The sequence below is a fragment of the Arthrobacter sp. P2b genome (assembly GCF_900168295.1).
In the GTDB taxonomy this organism is placed as follows: domain Bacteria; phylum Actinomycetota; class Actinomycetes; order Actinomycetales; family Micrococcaceae; genus Arthrobacter.
On record NZ_FVZL01000009.1, the window covers coordinates 80750 to 98696 of the forward strand.

16 protein-coding genes and 2 riboswitches are annotated in these 17947 nt (G+C 66.2%); of the genes, 3 read left to right on the forward strand and 13 right to left on the reverse strand.

The annotated features are described in order from the left end of the window. Nucleotides 1–72: 72 nt before the first annotated feature. The 11 genes from B5520_RS14730 to B5520_RS14775 form a co-directional block, all read right to left on the reverse strand. Nucleotides 73–1194, reverse strand: a complete 1122-nt coding sequence (locus B5520_RS14730; protein ID WP_079597830.1) for an LLM class flavin-dependent oxidoreductase — start codon at nucleotides 1192–1194, stop codon at nucleotides 73–75. A gap of 37 nt (nucleotides 1195–1231) precedes the next feature. Continuing rightward, a complete protein-coding gene (locus B5520_RS14735; protein WP_079597831.1) occupies nucleotides 1232–4264 on the reverse strand; it encodes an alpha-mannosidase in 3033 nt (1010 codons plus the stop codon). Between the two features lie 124 nt (nucleotides 4265–4388). Next, the gene (gene fdhD / locus B5520_RS14740) at nucleotides 4389–5267 is read right to left on the reverse strand and encodes a formate dehydrogenase accessory sulfurtransferase FdhD (RefSeq protein WP_079597832.1); all 879 of its coding nucleotides are present in this window, start codon (nucleotides 5265–5267) and stop codon (nucleotides 4389–4391) included. 111 nt (nucleotides 5268–5378) lie between these two features. Further along, nucleotides 5379–6755 carry a molybdopterin molybdotransferase MoeA gene (locus B5520_RS14745; protein ID WP_079597833.1) on the reverse strand — a complete coding sequence of 459 codons (1377 nt, stop codon included), beginning with the start codon at nucleotides 6753–6755 and terminating at the stop codon, nucleotides 5379–5381. Then, entirely contained in the window at nucleotides 6752–7045 is a 294-nt protein-coding gene (locus B5520_RS22780) for a DUF6457 domain-containing protein (protein ID WP_176156879.1), read from the reverse strand. The genes B5520_RS14745 and B5520_RS22780 overlap by 4 nt, the downstream gene beginning before the upstream one ends. A 15-nt stretch (nucleotides 7046–7060) precedes the next feature. After that, the gene (locus B5520_RS14750) at nucleotides 7061–7720 is read right to left on the reverse strand and encodes a molybdenum cofactor guanylyltransferase (RefSeq protein WP_254865586.1); all 660 of its coding nucleotides are present in this window, start codon (nucleotides 7718–7720) and stop codon (nucleotides 7061–7063) included. Nucleotides 7721–7769: 49 nt separating this feature from the next. Next, entirely contained in the window at nucleotides 7770–8270 is a 501-nt protein-coding gene (locus tag B5520_RS14755) for an HNH endonuclease (protein WP_079597834.1), read from the reverse strand. A 284-nt stretch (nucleotides 8271–8554) separates the two neighbouring features. Beyond that, the gene (locus B5520_RS14760; protein ID WP_079597835.1) at nucleotides 8555–9316 is read right to left on the reverse strand and encodes an NlpC/P60 family protein; all 762 of its coding nucleotides are present in this window, start codon (nucleotides 9314–9316) and stop codon (nucleotides 8555–8557) included. Nucleotides 9317–9475: 159 nt separating this feature from the next. Beyond that, a complete protein-coding gene (locus B5520_RS14765; RefSeq protein ID WP_079597836.1) occupies nucleotides 9476–10162 on the reverse strand; it encodes a C40 family peptidase in 687 nt (228 codons plus the stop codon). A 70-nt stretch (nucleotides 10163–10232) separates the two neighbouring features. Further along, nucleotides 10233–10417: riboswitch (cyclic di-AMP (ydaO/yuaA leader) on the reverse strand. 122 nt (nucleotides 10418–10539) lie between these two features. Then, nucleotides 10540–11358: a M23 family metallopeptidase gene (locus B5520_RS14770; protein ID WP_079597837.1), complete on the reverse strand. Its 819-nt coding sequence runs from the start codon at nucleotides 11356–11358 to the stop codon at nucleotides 10540–10542. Between the two features lie 10 nt (nucleotides 11359–11368). Then, nucleotides 11369–11612, reverse strand: a riboswitch (cyclic di-AMP (ydaO/yuaA leader). 116 nt (nucleotides 11613–11728) lie between these two features. Next, entirely contained in the window at nucleotides 11729–12424 is a 696-nt protein-coding gene (locus tag B5520_RS14775; RefSeq protein WP_079597838.1) for a metal-dependent transcriptional regulator, read from the reverse strand. 282 nt (nucleotides 12425–12706) lie between these two features. On the opposite strand from B5520_RS14775, the gene serC reads away from it, so the two are divergent. Next, a complete protein-coding gene (gene serC, locus B5520_RS14780; RefSeq protein ID WP_079597839.1) occupies nucleotides 12707–13837 on the forward strand; it encodes a phosphoserine transaminase in 1131 nt (376 codons plus the stop codon). 106 nt (nucleotides 13838–13943) lie between these two features. Here the strand turns inward: serC and B5520_RS14785 are convergent, their stop codons facing one another. Together B5520_RS14785 and B5520_RS14790 are read right to left on the reverse strand one after the other, a co-directional pair. Then, nucleotides 13944–14600 carry a DUF3027 domain-containing protein gene (locus B5520_RS14785; RefSeq protein ID WP_079597840.1) on the reverse strand — a complete coding sequence of 219 codons (657 nt, stop codon included), beginning with the start codon at nucleotides 14598–14600 and terminating at the stop codon, nucleotides 13944–13946. 6 nt (nucleotides 14601–14606) lie between these two features. Continuing rightward, a complete protein-coding gene (locus B5520_RS14790; RefSeq protein ID WP_009358151.1) occupies nucleotides 14607–14990 on the reverse strand; it encodes a cold-shock protein in 384 nt (127 codons plus the stop codon). A gap of 207 nt (nucleotides 14991–15197) precedes the next feature. Here B5520_RS14790 and B5520_RS14795 point away from each other — a divergent pair, with 207 nt between their 5' ends. Continuing rightward, nucleotides 15198–15431, forward strand: a complete 234-nt coding sequence (locus B5520_RS14795) for a hypothetical protein (protein ID WP_079597841.1) — start codon at nucleotides 15198–15200, stop codon at nucleotides 15429–15431. 10 nt (nucleotides 15432–15441) lie between these two features. Further along, entirely contained in the window at nucleotides 15442–17940 is a 2499-nt protein-coding gene (locus B5520_RS14800; RefSeq protein WP_079597842.1) for a helicase-associated domain-containing protein, read from the forward strand. Nucleotides 17941–17947: the final 7 nt, after the last annotated feature.

The window sequence follows — 17947 nt, forward strand, 5'->3', positions numbered from 1 at the left end:
GGGGGGATGAGTGGTGGCGGCCGTTGGGGACCGCCCCCACTCAGCCTATTTAAGCCCGGTATTGCCTGCGTGTCAGGCCTGAGCCGCATTCACCGCAGCTGCGGATCCTCCCGGCGCCGCGGCACCCAGTTCCTTCCTGACCAGCGGCAGGACTTCCGTTCCGAGCAGCTCTATGGACTCAAGCACCAGGCGCTGAGGTACCGATGAAAAGTCCAGCTGGAAGATCTGCCGGTGCTGCTGCATGTGGCCGTGCATCCGGATGATCTTTTCCGCCACCTGCTCAGCGTTGCCCACGAAGAGCGAACCGCCAGGGGCAGTCTCCATGTTGTACGTGAGTCCGCTGGGTGTGGGAAAGCCCCGCTCGGCAGAAAGCCGGCGCATCGTGTCGAGCCAGTAGGGCCGGAAGGTTTCCTTGGCCCTGGCCACGCCGGATGTCCCGTCGCGGAGGACAAGCCCCGGCGTACTCACGCCAACTTTCAGCCCTTCCGGCGCATGCCCGTGCCGGGCCGCCGTCTCGCGGTACAGCTCCGCGTGGCGTTCAAAATTGCGGACTGAACCACCCAGCAGGGCATACATCACGCTCTTGCCCAGCTCAGCTGCCCGGACGGTGGAGTGCGGGGTACCGCCCGTGGCGATCCAGATGTCCAGTGCCCGCTGCCCGTCCGGACCGGGATAGGGCCGGGGCAGGATGAGTGCATCGTCCAGGGGCGGCCGGAACCTGCCATTCCATGTAACGCGCCGGGCAGCATTGAGCTTCAGCAGCAGGTCCAGCTTTTCCTCGTACAGCGCGTCATAGTCCTCCAGCTTCGCCCCGAAGAGCGGGTACGACTCGATGAAGCTGCCGCGGCCCGCGGTGAGTTCCGCCCTGCCTTGGCTAATGAGGTCGAGGGTGGCGAATTGCTGGAACACCCGCACGGGGTCCTCGGTGCTGAGCACCGTCACGGCACTGCCGATCTTGATGTTCCGCGTCTGGGCGGCCGCCGCGGCCAGTACAACCGACGGTGCGGAAACCGAGTAGTCCGGGCGGTGGTGCTCCCCTACGCCAAAATAGTGCAGCCCCACCTGGTCCGCCAGCCGTGCGCGCTCGAGCAGGTCAAGCGTATTTTGCTCCGGGGAGACAGCCGCCCCGCTGACGGGGTCCGCGTGGATATCGCCGAAGGTAAAGATTCCCAGTTCCATGGCGTCTACAAGCATTGGATGCGTTTGCATATTCCCGCGGCGGGAAGGCGGACTACGGGCGGACGAACCTCAGGGTGACCAGCTGGAAGGGACGCAGGTGGAGTGTTGCGCCCGTTTCATCCGCCTGCACGCCCGGAGCGGGAACTTCGCGCTCCAGGAGATCCACGGGCTGGATGGCCCCCACCTCGAAGTTTGCAGTGATCCTTCCGGCCGAGCGTTGCCCCAATGATTCGTACAGCCGGACGATCACGTCGCCCGAATCGTCCTCGGCAAGCTTGACGGCTTCAATCACCATCCCGGGATTGGATACGGCAATCAGTGGTTCAACCGGGGAGGCGCCGCGGACCAGGCGTGGAGCCAGGTTGGTGCGGTAGCCCTCCTGGACAGCGTCGGCGATATCGGCGCCGGGACGGATGGTGACGGTCAGTTCGTGATCGCCGCGGTCCGCTTCCGGGTCCGGGAACTTGGGGGCGCGCAGCAGCGACAGGCGCACAGTGGTGGTGGTGCCGCCGTCGGAAGCCCTGACGCTCCTGCCCACGTCGTGCCCGTAGGTGGACGCATTGGACACCGCCACCCCGTAGCCGGGTTCACCCACATGGATCCACCGGTGGGCGCAGATCTCGAACTTGGCAGCTTCCCAGGAGGTGTTGGTGTGCGTCGGCCGGAAAACGTGCCCGAACTGGGTTTCGGCGGCGGACCGGTCCGCGCGGACGTCCAGGGCGAAACCGAGCTTCAGCAGCTTCTCGCGTTCCTGCCAGTCAACGGCAGTGGTAATGGACAGCGAGGGGCTTCCAGGCTCCAAGGTGATGCGCTGTGTGAGCGGTGATGTACCGGCCAGCCGTTCCACTACCACGACGGCGGCGCCGCCGTGCTCTTCAAGGCTCACCGACAGTGCGGTGGCCAGGGCCGTGACGTTGCGCCGGTAGAACTCATCGATATCCCAGGCGTCCCACTCGTTGGGGGTGTCCCGGTGCAGTTCCAGCAGGTTCCCGCGCTCGCCCCGGGCAATCGCTTCGCGTCCGCTGGCGTAATCCACCAGCGAGGTGAGCAGGCCGTCGGCGTCCAGGACGGCGCGGATGATGCCGTTGTCCAGGATGTAGCCGCCGGCATCGGCCGTGGCACGCACGGCCTCAGGATGGGTGGCAGGTTCCGCCGCTGCCAGCGCCGGGACGCCGTTCCGCGGGTGGGGTGCTGCGTTCAGCAGGAACTGCCGTTCCCCCGGACCGAGCACAGCGGCAGCGGCCTGGCCGATGAGTGTTTCCAGGGCGGTTTCGATCGCCTGGTAGTTGCGCTCGGCATCCTGGTGGACCCAGGCGATGGAGCTGCCCGGAAGGATGTCGTGGAACTGCTGCAGCAGCACCAGCCGCCACAGGCGCTTGAGTTCTGCCGCGGGGTAGGCGTAGGCGCCGTTTGTCCGGACGGCGGCTGTGGCGCACCACAGTTCCGCTTCCCGCAGCAGGTGTTCGCTGCGCCGGTTGCCCTTCTTGGTCCGGGCCTGGCTGGTGTACGTGCCGCGGTGCAACTCGAGGTACATCTCGCCCACCCACACGGGCAGTGCCGGGTAGTCTTCCTCAGCCTGTTGGAAGAAACTTTCCGCCGATCCAATCCGGACTTTCGGGGAGCCTTCCAGGTTGGCGGTGCGGGCTGCTGCGGCCAGCATTTCCCGCGTAGGCCCGCCGCCGCCGTCACCATAGCCGAACGGCACCAGCGAGACTGTTCCCCGGCCATGGTCACGGTAGTTCCGCTCGGCATGGGCGAGTTCGCGTGCGCTGAGTTCCGAGTTGTAGGTGTCCACCGGCGGGAAGTGGGTGAAAAGCCGGGTGCCGTCGATGCCCTCCCAGTTGAAAGTGTGGTGCGGCATCCTGTTGGTCTGATTCCAGGAGATCTTCTGGGTCAGGAACCAGCGACTGCCGGCGGATTTCACGATCTGCGGCAGGGCTGCGGAGTACCCGAACGAGTCGGGCAGCCAGGCTTCCCGGCATTCGATGCCGAACTCGGCCAGGAAGAAGCTCTTGCCTTCCACGAACTGCCGTGCCATGGCCTCGCCGCCGGGCATATTGGTGTCCGATTCCACCCACATGCCGCCCACGGGAACGAACTGGCCCGAACGGACCTTTTCCCGGATCCGGCTGAACAGCTCAGGGTAGAACTCCTTGATCCAGGCAAGCTGCTGCGCCGAGGAACAGGAGAAGACGAAGTCCGGGTTCTCGTCCATGAGGGACACCACGTTGGAAAACGTCCGGGCGCATTTGCGCATTGTTTCCCGGACCGGCCAAAGCCAGGCGGAGTCGATGTGCGCGTGCCCGGTGGCGACCAGCTGGTGGGCGGATGCGTAGGCAGGCCGGGCCAGGACCCCGGCGAGCGCATCGCGTCCTGCTGCGGCGGTTCCGGCAACATCGTCCGGATCCATCACGTCCATCATGCGTTCCAGGGCCCGGAGGATTTCATGGCGGCGGGGCAGCTCCAGGGGCAGCTGCTCCATCAGTCCTGCCAGGGTCCAGACATCCTGCTGCAGCTCCCACACGGTCTGGTTCAGCTCGGCGATGGCAATGGGTCCCAGCCGGTACTGAGGGGCTGTTCCGGCGGTGGATTTGTCACCGTACGGCGTGGCGGCGAAGGTCCAGCCCTGGGCCACATCCGGATTGGCGGCGGCCTCCACGTAGAAATCCACGGCCATGCCCCCACCCAGCAGTTTCAGGGGAATGTACTGGTTCCGCGGTGAGACGGCCTTGATGATGGTGCCGTCCGGCCGCCAGGCAATGCCCTCGCACTGGAAGCCCGGAGTTTCGATGGTGAAGCCGAGGTCCACCACAACTTCCACGGTGGTGTCAGGTTCGGTACCCCACGATTCGGGGACTTCGCCCTGCAGGCGGAGCCATTTGGTGCCCCACGGCTTTCCCCATGGGGCGCCGTGCTCCTGCGGCCGGAATTCCTGCCGCATGGCCTCCAGCGCGGGGACCGGTTCGTCCGGCACGTCCCAGCTGCTCAGGGCAAGGGGAAGGCTCCTGCTGTACACGGCGGGGTTGATGCGCTCACGCACAAACCTCTCCAGGCGGACTTCCGTGATCCGGCGGTCGTCATGCAATATGGGCCTTCTTCAAAGTATGAAAGTGGACTATCGTGTCCATTCGATGGACAAATCTACCCGCTAGTAGCCTGATATCCAACCCCTTCTGCGAGCGTGCCCGGAAACTCCCGGCGGGGAAAGCTCACGCAGACGGCACGGGAACCACGGGCCCGGTGATGCGGGCGTTGCCGGCGTACACGTTCAGGCTGGTACCCCGGCTGAATCCCGCCAGCGTCACTCCGCCGGCCTCGGCCAGTTCAGCGGCCAGGCTGGAGGGAGCGCTGACGGCGGCCAGCACGGGAATTCCTGCCATGGCGGCTTTCTGGACCAGCTCGAAGGATGCCCTGCCCGATACCTGGAGGATCGTTCCGCGCAGCGGGAGAAGGCCTTCGCGCAGCGCCCAGCCCACCACCTTGTCCACGGCGTTGTGCCGCCCCACGTCCTCGCGGAGGCACAAAAGCTTCACACCGCCGTCGTCCTCCACCTTGAACAGACCGGCCGCGTGCACTCCCCCGGTGTCGTCAAACAGGCGCTGGGACTGGCGGAGCAGTGCCGGCAGCGAGGCAAGGACCTGGGCATCCACCGTCACGGGATCCGACTGGGGGCTGTAATGCGAGGATTTGCGGACCGATTCTATGGAGTCCGTACCGCAGATGCCGCAGGAACTGGACGTATACACGTTGCGTCCAGTTGCAGGAAGCGGGACGTCCGGCCGCAGCTGCGCCTCCACCACGTTGAATGTCTGGACTCCGTCTTCGTCTTCGCCGGCACAGAACCGCAGGGAAACGAGCTGTTCAGCAGACCAGATGACACCCTCGGACACCAGGAAACCGGCCACCAGGTCAAAGTCGTCGCCGGGCGTCCGCATGGTGACGGAGAAGGAGAGGGAGCCCAGCCGGATCTCCAGCGGTTCCTCGACAGCCAGGACGTCCTCCCGGTACCGGACCGGGAACTCGATGGCGTTCGGTGAGCCGTCCAGAACATACTTGTGCACCTTGCGGCGCTGGGTTACGCGTCCCATGTCCCACCTTGCCTGTTCATAACTCCATCATGACAACCGCGGGGACCCGGCTCAACCAGGTGCACCGCTGAACCAACCCTCTTAACCCTGCACGATAACCCTGCACGCCGCTCAGCCAAGAAGGGCACTCCAGTCCACCGGACCGTCCGCGGGTTTGGTGCCCGTCCGGGCAGTCCGGCCCGCACTGCGGGGCTTGGCCTTGGCCGGGGTTTCAGCGGGGGCGGGAATAGGCGGCCCCCACGGCAAGGCGAAAGCCGGCACCGGCTCACCCAGCTGCACGCCGTGTGGCGGCACCACCATCACGCCGTCGGCAGAAGCCAATCCCCGCATCATCCCCGGACCCGTGTGCTGGGCCGGGGATGCCATGCCGTAGAGGAGGCGGAAAGGCATCAGCCGGGTGCGCCCGGGATCGGGTTCGATCACTGTTCCGCACGGCACCTCCTGCACGGCGGGCATGGTGCCGTGGCCCAGGGCAGCCAGCAGGGGGGCACCCACCGTTGACAACGCCATCATTGCGGCCAGCGGATTTCCCGGCAGGCCCAGCACGAACCTGCCGTCCGGCAGCTCAGCCAGGACTGCGGGATGTCCGGGGCGCATGGCCACGCCGTCGATGACCAGCCGCCCGCCCAGCTCGGCAACCGCGCGGCGCAGGTGGTCCGTGCCGGAGCGTCCCGTCCCGCCTGTGGTGATCACGACGTCGGCCGGCAAGTCCGGTGCGCCGGGCGCCTCCGGGACCACGTCCTCCAGGCCCGCGAGCCATTCCTCGTAGGAATCGCCGATTTTCTGCTGTCCCCCGGCAATGCCGCCCAGCATCGCGACCACTGCCGGCAGCTGGGGGCCGAAAGTGTCGCGCACCTGGCCCGGAACCGGAAGGCCCTCCGCCACGACTTCGGAGCCGGTCAGCAGCAGCCGCACCAGGGGTTTGCCCTGGACGCGCACCTCGTCGTGGCCGGCAAGGGCGGCGAGTGCCAGATGCGCGGGATTCAGTTCCACCCCGGCTTTGACCAGGATGTCCCCTTCCCTGGCCTCCTCCCCCGCCTTCCGGATGTGCTGGCCGTTGCGCGGCTCCCCCGGTCGCGCGGTTCCACCGGTTTCCAGGATGGGGAGCCCGTCGTCGTCCTTGCCCAGGACGGCGCCCTCGCTGCGCAGTATGGCCTTACCGCCGGGAGGAATCAGGCCGCCGGTCACGATGGGGCTGGCCTGGTGGGGCGCCAGCCTGGCCCCCGGCTCAACCAGGATCCACGGGCCGGTGCCGTTGACAGCCCATCCGTCCATGGCCGAGGACGCGTAGTGCGGCATGTCCTGCAGTGCCACAATGTCCTGGTCCAGGCGGCGGCCCAGGGCAAGCTCCAGCGCCACCGGGCCGGCAGGAATCGGCGTGGCAGCATCAAACGCCGCCTGCCGTGCTTCCTCCCATGTGTGGGCAAGGTGGTGCGGGGTGTCCTGCCCTTCGGGTCTACCTGCTTCTCCCTGGGGTTCCCCGGTCATTCGCCGGGGGTCCCGGCGGCTTCAGCGTCGTAGTCGGCAGCGAGTGAACGCGCCACAGCCAGGGCAGAGTCCATGGACGCGGCATCCGTTGTGCGGCCGGAACCTGAGGCCAGGCCCGCGGCAAAGCCGGCAATGAACGTGGTGAGCGGAGCAGCCGGTCGGACCACGGAATGGGCTGCTACGCCGGCAAGGGACAGGATGGCGTTGACGTCCACCTGGACATCCTCGAGTTCATAGGCCTGGAGCAGGGACCTGCACCATTCCTCCAGCGTTTCATCCTGGCTCTTCATGAACTGCCTCCCACGTTAACTGCGGCCGGGACGGCCATGGTCCTTGTCCTGGTTGCCGGCGGCAATCCCTAGTGCGGCGGCATCGTCCCACGTATCCACGTCTGCTGTGGACGCGGCGGGGACGCTGACAAGCTGCACGTCCAGACTAGCAAGGAGCGAGCGGACAGAACCGTTAATCAGGGCTCCCCGGGACGCAAGATCCTGCGCAGCCTTTTTTAGCGCACCTGTGCGGTAAAAACCGGCCAGTGGCTGGATCCGGCCTGCCGGTGTGCCGTCTTCAGTCCGGGCCAAGACTGCCTCCGCCCCCGTTCGTTTCCCGGCTGCCAGGGACGCCTGGAGCACACTGACCGCGTCGGTCACCAGGGGCATGTCGCAGGCGAGCACCAGTGTGTAGTCGGACCCCGCCCCCGCGCCGGCGAGGGTGTCCAGACCGGCGGCAATCGCGGCTGCCGGCCCGGCGAACTCGGGCTGTTCGCGGCAGGACAGGATGCCCTCCGGAATCAGCCCGGGCGGACCCACCACCACAATGCGCCGGGCCGCTGCAGCGGCAGCAAGGGAGCGCGCCAGCAGGCTGGCGCCCTGGAATTGCAGGGTCTGCTTCGGCACTCCGCCAAGCCGTGCGGACCGGCCCCCCGCCAGGATCAGGGCATCAAAGGACGGCATGTTCGATTCCACGGTCCCAGCCTACCGGCGGTCACGGATGTGGCGGGGTGCGGAAGGCAGGTCAGGCAGCGCGTTCGGGCAACAGGAACGGATCCCAAGCCGGCGTGGGCTTTTCCAGTTCCTTAATCTGCCAGATGGTGCCGTGTGGAGGCTCCGGCACGAACCGCAGCTTCCAGCCCATTTCGGCCGGGGTATGGTCCCCTTTGGCGTTATTGCAGCGGAGGCAGGCGGCTACCAGGTTCTCCCACGAATCGGCACCACCGCGGGATTTTGGATGGACATGGTCAATGGTGTGGGCCGCTTTTCCGCAGTACGCGCACTTGTGCCCGTCCCGCCTGAGCACACCCCGCCGGCTGACGGCGGTGGCGTGGTTGTATCTGGGACGGATGTAGCGGTTCAGGAGTATCACGGACGGGCGGCCCAGGATCTCCTGGGGACCCACCACGGGATCGTCCCCCTCAGCCACCACGCTCGCCTTGTTGGTCAGCACAAGCACCAGCGCCCGGCGGAATGAAATAACCGCCAGCGGTTCATATCCAGCATTCAGAACGAGAGTGCGCATGCACGTACCTCTTCACGGCCGCACCCGTCAGGGGCACGAGGGCCGGCTGCCCTCGGCATGGTCCGGGCTATGGATCGACACCACAAGAGTAAACAAAGAAGTCCACTATCGGCTAATCTGCCCGGCATCGCCCTCCTGCATCATGGGGGCGCAGGGCGGGCCACAGGGTGCGCCCAGTCCGTTAAAGCGAACATGACCCCTGCCACAAAGGCAGGGGTCATGTTCCTTCAAGCGGACAGTCCGTCAGGTCAGCCGGGGATCAACCAGGCGTCCCGTCGGGAACATCAGTTCACGCGGATGAATACCGGGCCGGAACCTACGTTGGCGCTGAAGACAACCGTCTGGTTGCCGTTGTAGCCGCCGTGCACGGCCTGGCCGTTGCCGGCGTAGACAGCAACGTGGGCCATGCCGGCGCCGCCGTCGGCGTAGTAGATCAGGTCGCCGGGCTGGGCTTCGGCGGCGCTGACCGTGCGGCCGAGGGACAGGTAGCCTGCAGGCCAGTCGTGGAAGTTGATGCCCACGGCGGCCAGGGAGTTGGTCACCAGCATGGTGCAGTCCTGCATAACACCCAGCTGGGCGTAAGCGGCGGACAGGATGGCCGCACCCTTGCCGCTGGCTGACGCCGGAGCTGCGGGGGCGGGAGCAGCGGTAACCGTGGCGGTGACCTTCGGAGCTGCAACAGGCTGGGCTGCCGGAGCGGCTTCCTGAACCTCAACCTCGGGCTCTTCCTCGACAACAACCGGGGCCGGCGTGGTGGTCACGGCGGGCTTTTCGTAGGTGATGGCGATGGTGGAAGCCGCGGAAATGGGGGCTTCAACAGCGGACTCGACTTCCAGCGTCGAGGCGGAAGCGGAGTCCCGCTGGATGTTGGCATCAGCAGCGTTGGCTGCAATGCCGCTGGTCAGGACCAGGCCGGAAGCGGCGGCAATAACCGCGGCCTGGCGGCCCACGCCGCCGGCGTTATCGCCGACAGCCTTGGCAATGACGGCGATTGAGTTGGTTTTGGTGACCTCGGCGCGGTGCCGTGCGGTAGCACGAGTAGTCATCAGTTCTCTCTTTCGATTTCCTCGGGGCCTGTGGGCAGCCCGAGAGTTTTGGACGCGCCGGCATCTTGGGGGTATGTCGGCGCGCCCCGAACGGGGATGTGTGATCTAGCGAAAAACAGGGGGCAAAGAAATAGTTCCCGGGGCCGAAGCTCCCAAGAACTATTTGCCCAGGGTGTAGAAGGAGGAGGTTCCGGTGGCGGCCACGGAGTGCAGCAGCGTGCCCTGGGAAGGGTTGAGGGCGCTGATCATCATGCCGTTGCCAACGTAGATGCCCACGTGTGCGCCGCCATTCTGCATGACCAGGTCGCCCGGCTGCGGGGTGGAGGTGGGTGTCATGGCCGTCCAGGCGTTGACGCGCGGGATGCTGATGCCGGCCTGGGCGTAAACCCACTGGGTGAAGCCTGAGCAGTCCCAGCCGTTGGGGGTGGTGCCGCCCCAGACGTAGGGGCTCCCGATGCCGGTGTAGGCGATGGCCGCGAGGCCGGAGGTGGCTGCTGAGCTCACCGCCGCCACTGCCTTTTCTGCGGTGGATGCAGTGGTGGCCGCAGCTGAATCATCGTCGGCGTCGGCTTCGTCGGCGTCGGTGGACTGGGCACGGACCGGCTCGATCTTCGGCGCAGCGATGGTGGTCACCACGGGGCGTTCGAAGGAAACGGTCGCGGTGGGCTCGGCGGTGACGGCAAGGGCGGTCTGCGCGGAACCCGACTCGGTGGAAGCGGAGACACCAGCGGTGGTGTCCGCTGCAGTGGCAGGCAGCCCCATACCAAGAACAAGACCGGAAGCAGCTGCGACAACTGCTGCCTGGCGACCTACTGTCCCGGCATTGGCACTAACAGCCTTGGACATGGCATCCAAAGGGTTGGTACGAACCGTTTGTGCACGGTGGCGCGCAGAATTATGGCGTGAAGACACGAAGGTAGCCTCTCCCAATGCCTGCGAGGTGAGCTGTCGGATTCGGATGGGAGTCACCCGGCCGCGCGGCTTCCAAGGAAGCTTTGCGACTTAACCCCAAGGCCTTCATGAAGAAGGCCAAAATTGGTTCCCCCGCCCCTGCCAGACGATGAAATGCGAACGGACCTTGAGCGGTGGCAGAGCTAGGCAATCCACTCAAGAGCGTCAACTTCGGAAAAGTTGACGCGAGTTAGACAGTACAGGAGTTTTGCAGCAATGTCACATTCAGGTCACGGCTGGTAACACCCAAGTGAGACATTGCACTCATTTGACTAAAGCCAGCGCGTGGGATCGACAACTTCGCCGTTGACCTGCACCTCAAAGTGGAGATGGCAGCCGGTGGAAGCTCCGGTGGTCCCGCTCAGCGCGACAACGTCGCCGCGGGAGACCGTCTGGCCTTCTGTCACATTGAAGGACGACAGGTGGTTGTAGGTGGTCTCCAGGCCGTTGCCGTGGTCCACCACAACGCGGTTTCCACCGCCGTACTGGTGCCAGCCAACAAATGTCACGGTGCCGGTGGCAGCAGCGAGGACGGAGGTGCCGCACTGTGCCACATAATCCTGGCCCCGGTGGAAGTCGCCCGAGCCGCCGGTGATGGGGCTGACACGGTAGCCGAAGGGGGATGCAGTGGACATGGTGGCGAGCGGGGCACCAAGGCTCCCGGCAGAAGCGGCGCTCGAGACGGCGCCGGCAGACTGGGCACTGAGGAGCTGCTTAAGCTTGCCGTCCGGGTCAGCCTGCGTGACAACCGCCGAGCGGCTGAAGTCAATCTGGGCTCCCGCCTCGGCGGTGACAGCCGGCTGGGGCGTAACTGCCGAGGCAGCGACAGGTGTGCCTCCGGCGTCGGTGGCCATCACGGGGCTGGTGGCCGGAACAGTCACGGTCAGCACCAGGCCGGTGGCGGCAAGGGCAATACCGGCTTTTTGGCCGATGCCGCTGGCGGAGGCAAACTCGGTGATCTGCTGGAAGGGACCCCGACGACGGCGCGCATCACGGTGGAGATCGCGGGGGCGCTCCGTGTGGATGACTTCGACGACACGCGGCGTCGAAGCGGGGCTGGCCGCGCGGCGGCGCCCCCTGGAGGTCTGCATGGACAAGAAGGATTCCTCTCTGAAAGCCTGCGAAGTTAGCTGTCGGATTCGGGTCAGAGAGTTCAAAGACCCGGTCCGCCGTAGGCAAGCTTCGGCACAGAGATATCCCCGGAAAGGGTTCCTTCGCTGGAAGAGGCTTGCTGCTGACGGACTTCACCCCAAGGCAGTCCCCCGCTGCCGCTTGTGGTTCCCCCGCCTCTGCCAGTTATTGCTCGTGCACCTGGTCCGCTGGCAGAGCTCGGCTCCGGATCAGGTAACGCTTTAGTATCAACGCTCGCGTTCAACTATAGAGGCTTAAAGCCCAAAGTAACAATTCCGTTATCTTTGCCTAAATGCCATTCGATAGGGTAATCGCGCCCGGGCGGGTCCTCTACCGGACCGTGACAAACACGTGGGCGGCCACTTCCGGAGGAAGCTCCAGCGCACCTTCGATGCCGGGTACCCGCACGGAGATGTAGTCCCCCACCCGTTCGAGCGACACGGTGGCGCCGGGGCGGATGCCGCCCTCATCAAGCTGGACCAGCAGTTCGGGCTCCACCTGGATGGGTTCGGCCAGCCGGCTGACGGTGACCGTCGACGCAGGACCGTACGTTTTCATCGCTTCCAGCAGGCTCACGGCTCCGTCGGAACCGCCCGGCAGGGGCTGGCCGCCCAGGGCAGCGAGTCCCGGGATGGGATTGCCGTAGGGCGACTCCGTGGGGTGGTCGAGCATCTCGTAGATGCGCCGCTCCACCCGTTCGCTCATGACGTGTTCCCACCGGCAGGCTTCGTCGTGCACGTACGCCCAATCGAGTCCGATGACGTCGGCCAGGAGCCTCTCGGCCAGCCGGTGCTTGCGCATCACTTCGGTGGCGCGCTTGCGGCCGGTTTCGGTGAGCTCAAGGTGCCGGTCGCCGGACACCACCACCAGCCCGTCCCGCTCCATCCTGCCGATGGTCTGGGAGACCGTGGGTCCCGAGTGGCGGAGCCGCTCGGCAATACGGGCCCGCAGGGCAATAATGTTCTCTTCCTCAAGCTCCAAAATGGTGCGAAGGTACATTTCCGTAGTGTCGATCAGATCCGTCATCCAGCTCAGCTCCTCGAGCGCAGTACCTTGCGTTGTCCCACCGTATCGCCTATCACTGCGACGTAGTCCGGTGGCAAGCTTAGCCTATTTTGACTTTGTCCGAATAGTTCGCGGTTGCCCCCAGGACGTCTCAATGGCTGGACTATGACGGGTCCGGTTCCCGCCGAAACAGCTGTTCAGGCAGAATGGGAAAGGCCTCAGTTGCAGTCATTGCCGACTGCCGGCCAGCGACCATCCACCCGTTCGGACCAAAGCCACGTCCACGCCGAAATTGGAGCCCCTGTGAGCGAACCCAGCATCACTATTCCCGCCGACCTCCTGCCTCAGGACGGGCGGTTCGGCGCAGGACCTTCCAAGGTCAGGCAGGAGCAGATTGATGCGCTGTCCGCGGCATCAAAGAACATCCTGGGTACCTCCCACCGGCAGGCCCCGGTCAAGAACCTCGTTGGCTCGGTCCGCGAAGGCCTGAGCCAGTTCTTCCGCGCACCCGAAGGTTATGAAGTAGTCCTGGGCGTGGGCGGCTCCACGGCATTCTGGGATATTGCCAGCTTCGGACTCGTGGAGAAGAAGGCCCAGCACCTGTCCTTCGGTGAGTTCGGGTCCAAGTTTGCGGCCGCAACCAACAAGGCTCCTTTCCTGGATGCCTCCTCAATCATCAAGTCCGAGCCGGGCACCCGCCCTGTGCCCACGGCCGAAGCAGGCGTGGACGTTTACGCCTGGCCCCAGAACGAGACCTCCACGGGTGTTTCCGCTCCCGTGCAGCGGGTGGCAGGTGCCGATGAGGGCGCGCTGGTGCTGGTGGACGCCACCTCGGCTGCCGGCGGCCTGGACGTAGACGTTGCAGAGAGCGACGTCTACTACTTTGCACCGCAAAAGAACTTTGCCTCCGACGGCGGACTGTGGCTTGGCCTGTTCTCCCCCGCTGCCGTGGAACGCGCCGCCCGGATCAAGGCCAGCGACCGCTGGATCCCGGATTTCCTGGACCTGCAGACCGCCATCGACAACTCGCGCCTGAACCAGACTTACAACACCCCGTCGCTGTCCACCCTGGTGACCCTGGATGCCCAGGTGCAGTGGCTGAACTCGAACGGCGGCCTCGAATTCGCGGCCAAGCGCACGGCGGACTCTGCTGGCCGCATCTATTCATGGGCTGAGGCTTCGGAATTCGCCACCCCGTTCGTCGCCAACCCGGATGAACGCTCCAACGTCATCGCCACCATCGACTTTGACGAGTCCGTGGACGCCGCCGTGGTGGCCAAGGTCCTGCGCGCCAACGGCATTGTGGACACCGAGCCGTACCGGAAGCTTGGCCGCAACCAGCTGCGCATCGCAACATTCGTTGCCATCGAGCCGGCTGATGTTTCCGCATTGCTGGCCAGCATCGACTACGTGGTGGGCGAGCTGCGGAAGTAGGCCGCAGGGACGCCTTTAACGTTCGACGGCGCCGCCCGGGTCCTGCCCGGGCGGCGCCGTTATTGTGTCCCCGCTTTGCATGTCCCCCGTTGGGAGACGTCGGCACTTACTGCGTGCCGGCGTCGTCCCCGGAAGACTGCTCTCCAAAATCAGTGTCCGCCGGATCAGAGTCCGTTGGTTCCAGATCCGTAGGCTCCACGTCCGGGGCTTGCACGTCCTGGGCGGCGCCCTCATGCCCCGACGGTACCCCGTCCAAAACCGGTCCGGCGGCGTCCGCCGGCGCCGTCTCCTGTTCCGAAGTCTCGGCTTCCTGTTCCTGCGCGTCCTCGGGCCGGACCCGCTCCGCCCACGGCACCCACTCCGGGGCCAGGATGGAATCCTCGGACGGCAGCAGGCCCAGCTCGCTGACGGTAACCACTTTGGAACGGGAGTTGCGGGTAAGAACCGCGTACCACTGCCACCCTGCGTAGCCGGCAAGCTTCGACTCGAACAGGTGCGTCACGAGGCGGTCGCCCTCGCTTTTGGCCGCGAGGTGGGGCCCGATGTCGGAGGCGGCGGTGATGCCTTCCAGGGCGGCGCGGGCGGTGTCGACGGCGGCAGCCAGGAAGGCATCAGGCTTGCCGGTCCGCCACACCGGCACACCTGCCGGCGGGCGCTTTGCAGTGCTTTTCGCACCTGCGGGGGCTGCGGTCCCGGCCTCCCCCGGAGTGGGACCTGCCTGGTCCTGCGCCTGTGCCGCCGGCTGTTCAGCTTCCGGAGTCATCGGTGCCTAAACGTCCAGCTCGTCGGCAACCTTACGCAGGGCAGCGGCGATGGCCTTGCCCTTGTTGCCTTCCGGGTATTTGCCTTTGGACAGGGTGCCGGACAGGTTGTCCAGCACGCTCACCAGGTCCTGGACCAGCGGAGCAAGGTCCCTTGCGCTGGGCCGTTTGGCCTTGGCGATGGACGGCGTCTTGTCCAGGACACGCAGGCCCAGGGCCTGCGCACCTTTCCGGCCGTCGGCAACGCCGAACTCCACGCGGGTGCCGGCCTTGAGCTCCGTTACACCCTCGGGCAGCGACGATTTGGGCAGGAAAACCTCCTGGCCGTCCTCGCCTGCGAGGAACCCGAAGCCCTTGTCCTTGTCATACCACTTGACCTTGCCGGTAGGCACGTAATCAACCTTCTTCGTTCTGCTGTCGTGAGACACGGCCGGCCGCCACCGCATCCGCAGTGTTGTGCGGGTTCAAGGTATGGCAGCTGCAAACCGTGTTGGTCTATATCTTTCAAGGTTATCCTGCCCGGTGCCCGAATCCTGCTTTCAACGGCGTCAGGTAACGCCGTTCACGCCCGCCGCCGCAGGGGCTGTAGCGTTACGTCCATGACACCCTCGCGATACCGGCGGCCCATCATGATCGTCGCCGCAGTCATTGCCGTGCTCTCCCTGGCCGCCGTGGGAGCCGTCATGGCGCTTGCCTTCGCCGGCTCGGTGGCGCCGGCGTGGGTCACCTATTCCGCACTGTACGGTTTGCCTGTGGCGTTCCTCCTTATGCTTTTCCTTGTTCTGGACAGTGTTGCCGGGCGCCGCCGGGCAGGAAAGCCTGACCAGCGGTAACGTTGGACTGATGTCCCTTATTCGCGCGCTCAGCAAGGACCTTGAGGCACGCAGCGATGACTCGTTGCGGGCGCTGTTCGCCGCGCGGCCGGACCTCATCTCCCCCACTGTTCCGGATTTTTCCGCCCTCGCCGCACGGGCAAGTGCACGGGTCAGCGTCCAGCGGGCCCTCGAACGGCTCAACCGGCCGCAGATGCAGGTCCTCGAAACCCTCCATTTGTGCACCAACACGGACACTGAGCACAGCGCCTCGGCGGCCGGTCTCAGGAAAATGATCTCCGGCGCCACGCTCGCCGCAGTTGAACGGATCCTGGCAACGCTGCAGGAACTGGCCCTGGTACACCGGGCATCGCCGCCGCACGGAACCCCGTCCTCCGCCGCCAGGCAGCGCTTCTACCTTCCGGTGGGCTGCCTCAAGGACGTGGTGGGCCTTTACCCGGCAGGCCTGGGCAGGAGCTACACCGAGCTGGTCCGCCTCCAGCCGGCGTTCGCGCAGCGGGCGGTCCAGCTGGTCTCCGAACTGCACCGCAGCGGCGTCGCGATCCACGACGCCACTACCCCCATGGAGGCAGCCCTCGCCCTCCAGCACTGGACCTCTTCCCCCGAGGCGCTGCAGGAGATCCTCGCCGGAGCCCCTGAGCGGACGACGGCGTTGCTCGCCAGGTTCCGCAACTGGGCCATGGGTGCCGTCCCCCAGGCGCAGCGCAAAGCCTCCATCACCACGGAGGGGTCCGACGTCGGGCCCGTTGACTGGCTTCTGGCCCGCGGCCTGCTGGTGCCGCTGGATGCTGCACACGTCGAGCTGCCGCACAGCGTAGGGGTGTCCCTGCGTGGCGGAGCCATCATCAACGATTTCACGCTCTCACCGCCCATCCCGGAACTGGGCCGGACCACCGCACTGCTGCGCAGGAACGCGGCGATGAGTGCCATCTCGGAAACCCTGCGGCTGGTGGGTGAGCTGCTGCATGCCGTACGGGAGCAGCCGCTCGCCACGCTGCGCAGCGGCGGGGTGGGGGTCCGGGAGATGCGCCGGCTCGCCGACGAGCTCCGGGTGGACCAGGCACGCGTGGGGCTGCTGCTGGAACTGTGCGGACTTGCGGGCCTGATCCGGCTCGATGTCGATTCCTCCTCCTGGGTCCAGCCCCCGCAGCTTGAGTGGCTTGTCCTCCCCCGCCAGGAACAGTGGCTGTGGCTGGTGAACGCCTGGCTGGCCAGCGAACGCGTCCCGTCGCTGGTAGGCCAGCCCGTCAATGGAGCCCAGGGGGCTGGAGGGCACCGCACGGCCTCCGGCAGCACCATCGTGGCGTTGTCCGCCGAGCCCCAGCGCCCCGACGCTCCCGTGATCCGCAAGCGCATCCTGGAAATCCTGCACCAGCTCACCACCGAAGCGGCAGCGGCGGACGGCACGGCGCCGGTGCTGGACGCCGCCGCGGTCCTCCAGCGTGCCGAGTGGGCCCAGCCACGCATGGCGCGGCGGTTCAGTTCGTTGATCCGGGGCGTCCTCGCCGAAGCCGAACTGCTCGGCCTGGTGGGATCCGGCGCCCTGAGCCAGCTGGGCAGCGCCTTCGCCGAAGACCGGCCCGATGCCGCCCTAGACATCCTGGGCGAGCACCTGCCTGCCGCGCTGAACCACGTCCTCCTGCAGGCCGACCTGACCGCCGTCGCGCCGGGCTACCTGGCCCCTGAACTGACCGAAAAGCTTCTGGTGATGGCCGATGCCGAAGGCCAGGGCCCCGCCACCATCTACCGGTTCTCGGACAACTCCATCCGGCGCGCCCTCGACGCCGGCTACGACGCCGCCGGCCTGTTGGACTTCCTGCGGGAACACTCCGCCACCGCCGTTCCCCAGCCGCTTGAATACCTCGTGGAGGACACGGCGTCGCGGCACGGCAGGCTGCGGGTAGGCGCGGCCGCCAGCTTCATCCAGAGCGACGACGAATCAGCCCTTGCCGAGCTCCTGTCCGGGCCCAAAGCAGCCCGGCTGGGCCTGGTCCGCATCGCGCCCACTGTTGTGATATCCACTGCGCCGCCGAGGGAGGCAGCCCAGGTCCTGCGTAGCCTGGGCCTCTCCCCCACGGTGGAAGGAACAGAAGACCCCGCAGTCCGGCTGCGCAGAACTCCTGCCGCCCAGGAAAGCCTTCGGCCGGTCTACACGGCACCGCGCACTGCGCCGGCAGCCGAGGACGTGGACGCCCAACTGGCCGTGCTGCGGCACGCCGCTCCCGCCGTCGGACGCCATGCCCACGGCGGCCCTGCCCCGTCAGGGGACCACCCAGGCGAGGCGGCCACCCAGCTGGGGCTTGAGGCCCTGCAGCGCGCCATCAGGCTGAAGCAGCGGATCAGCATGAACGTGGTGGACAGCCTGGGGAATGCCAACCTGGAAATCGTTGTTCCCTTATCGGTGAGCGGCGGACGCGTGCGGGTGTTCGACCCCGCAAAGGAAACGGAACGCGTCCTGTCCATCCACCGCATTATCGACATTGAGGCTGCAGAAGAACTGCACCAGTGAAGGACTC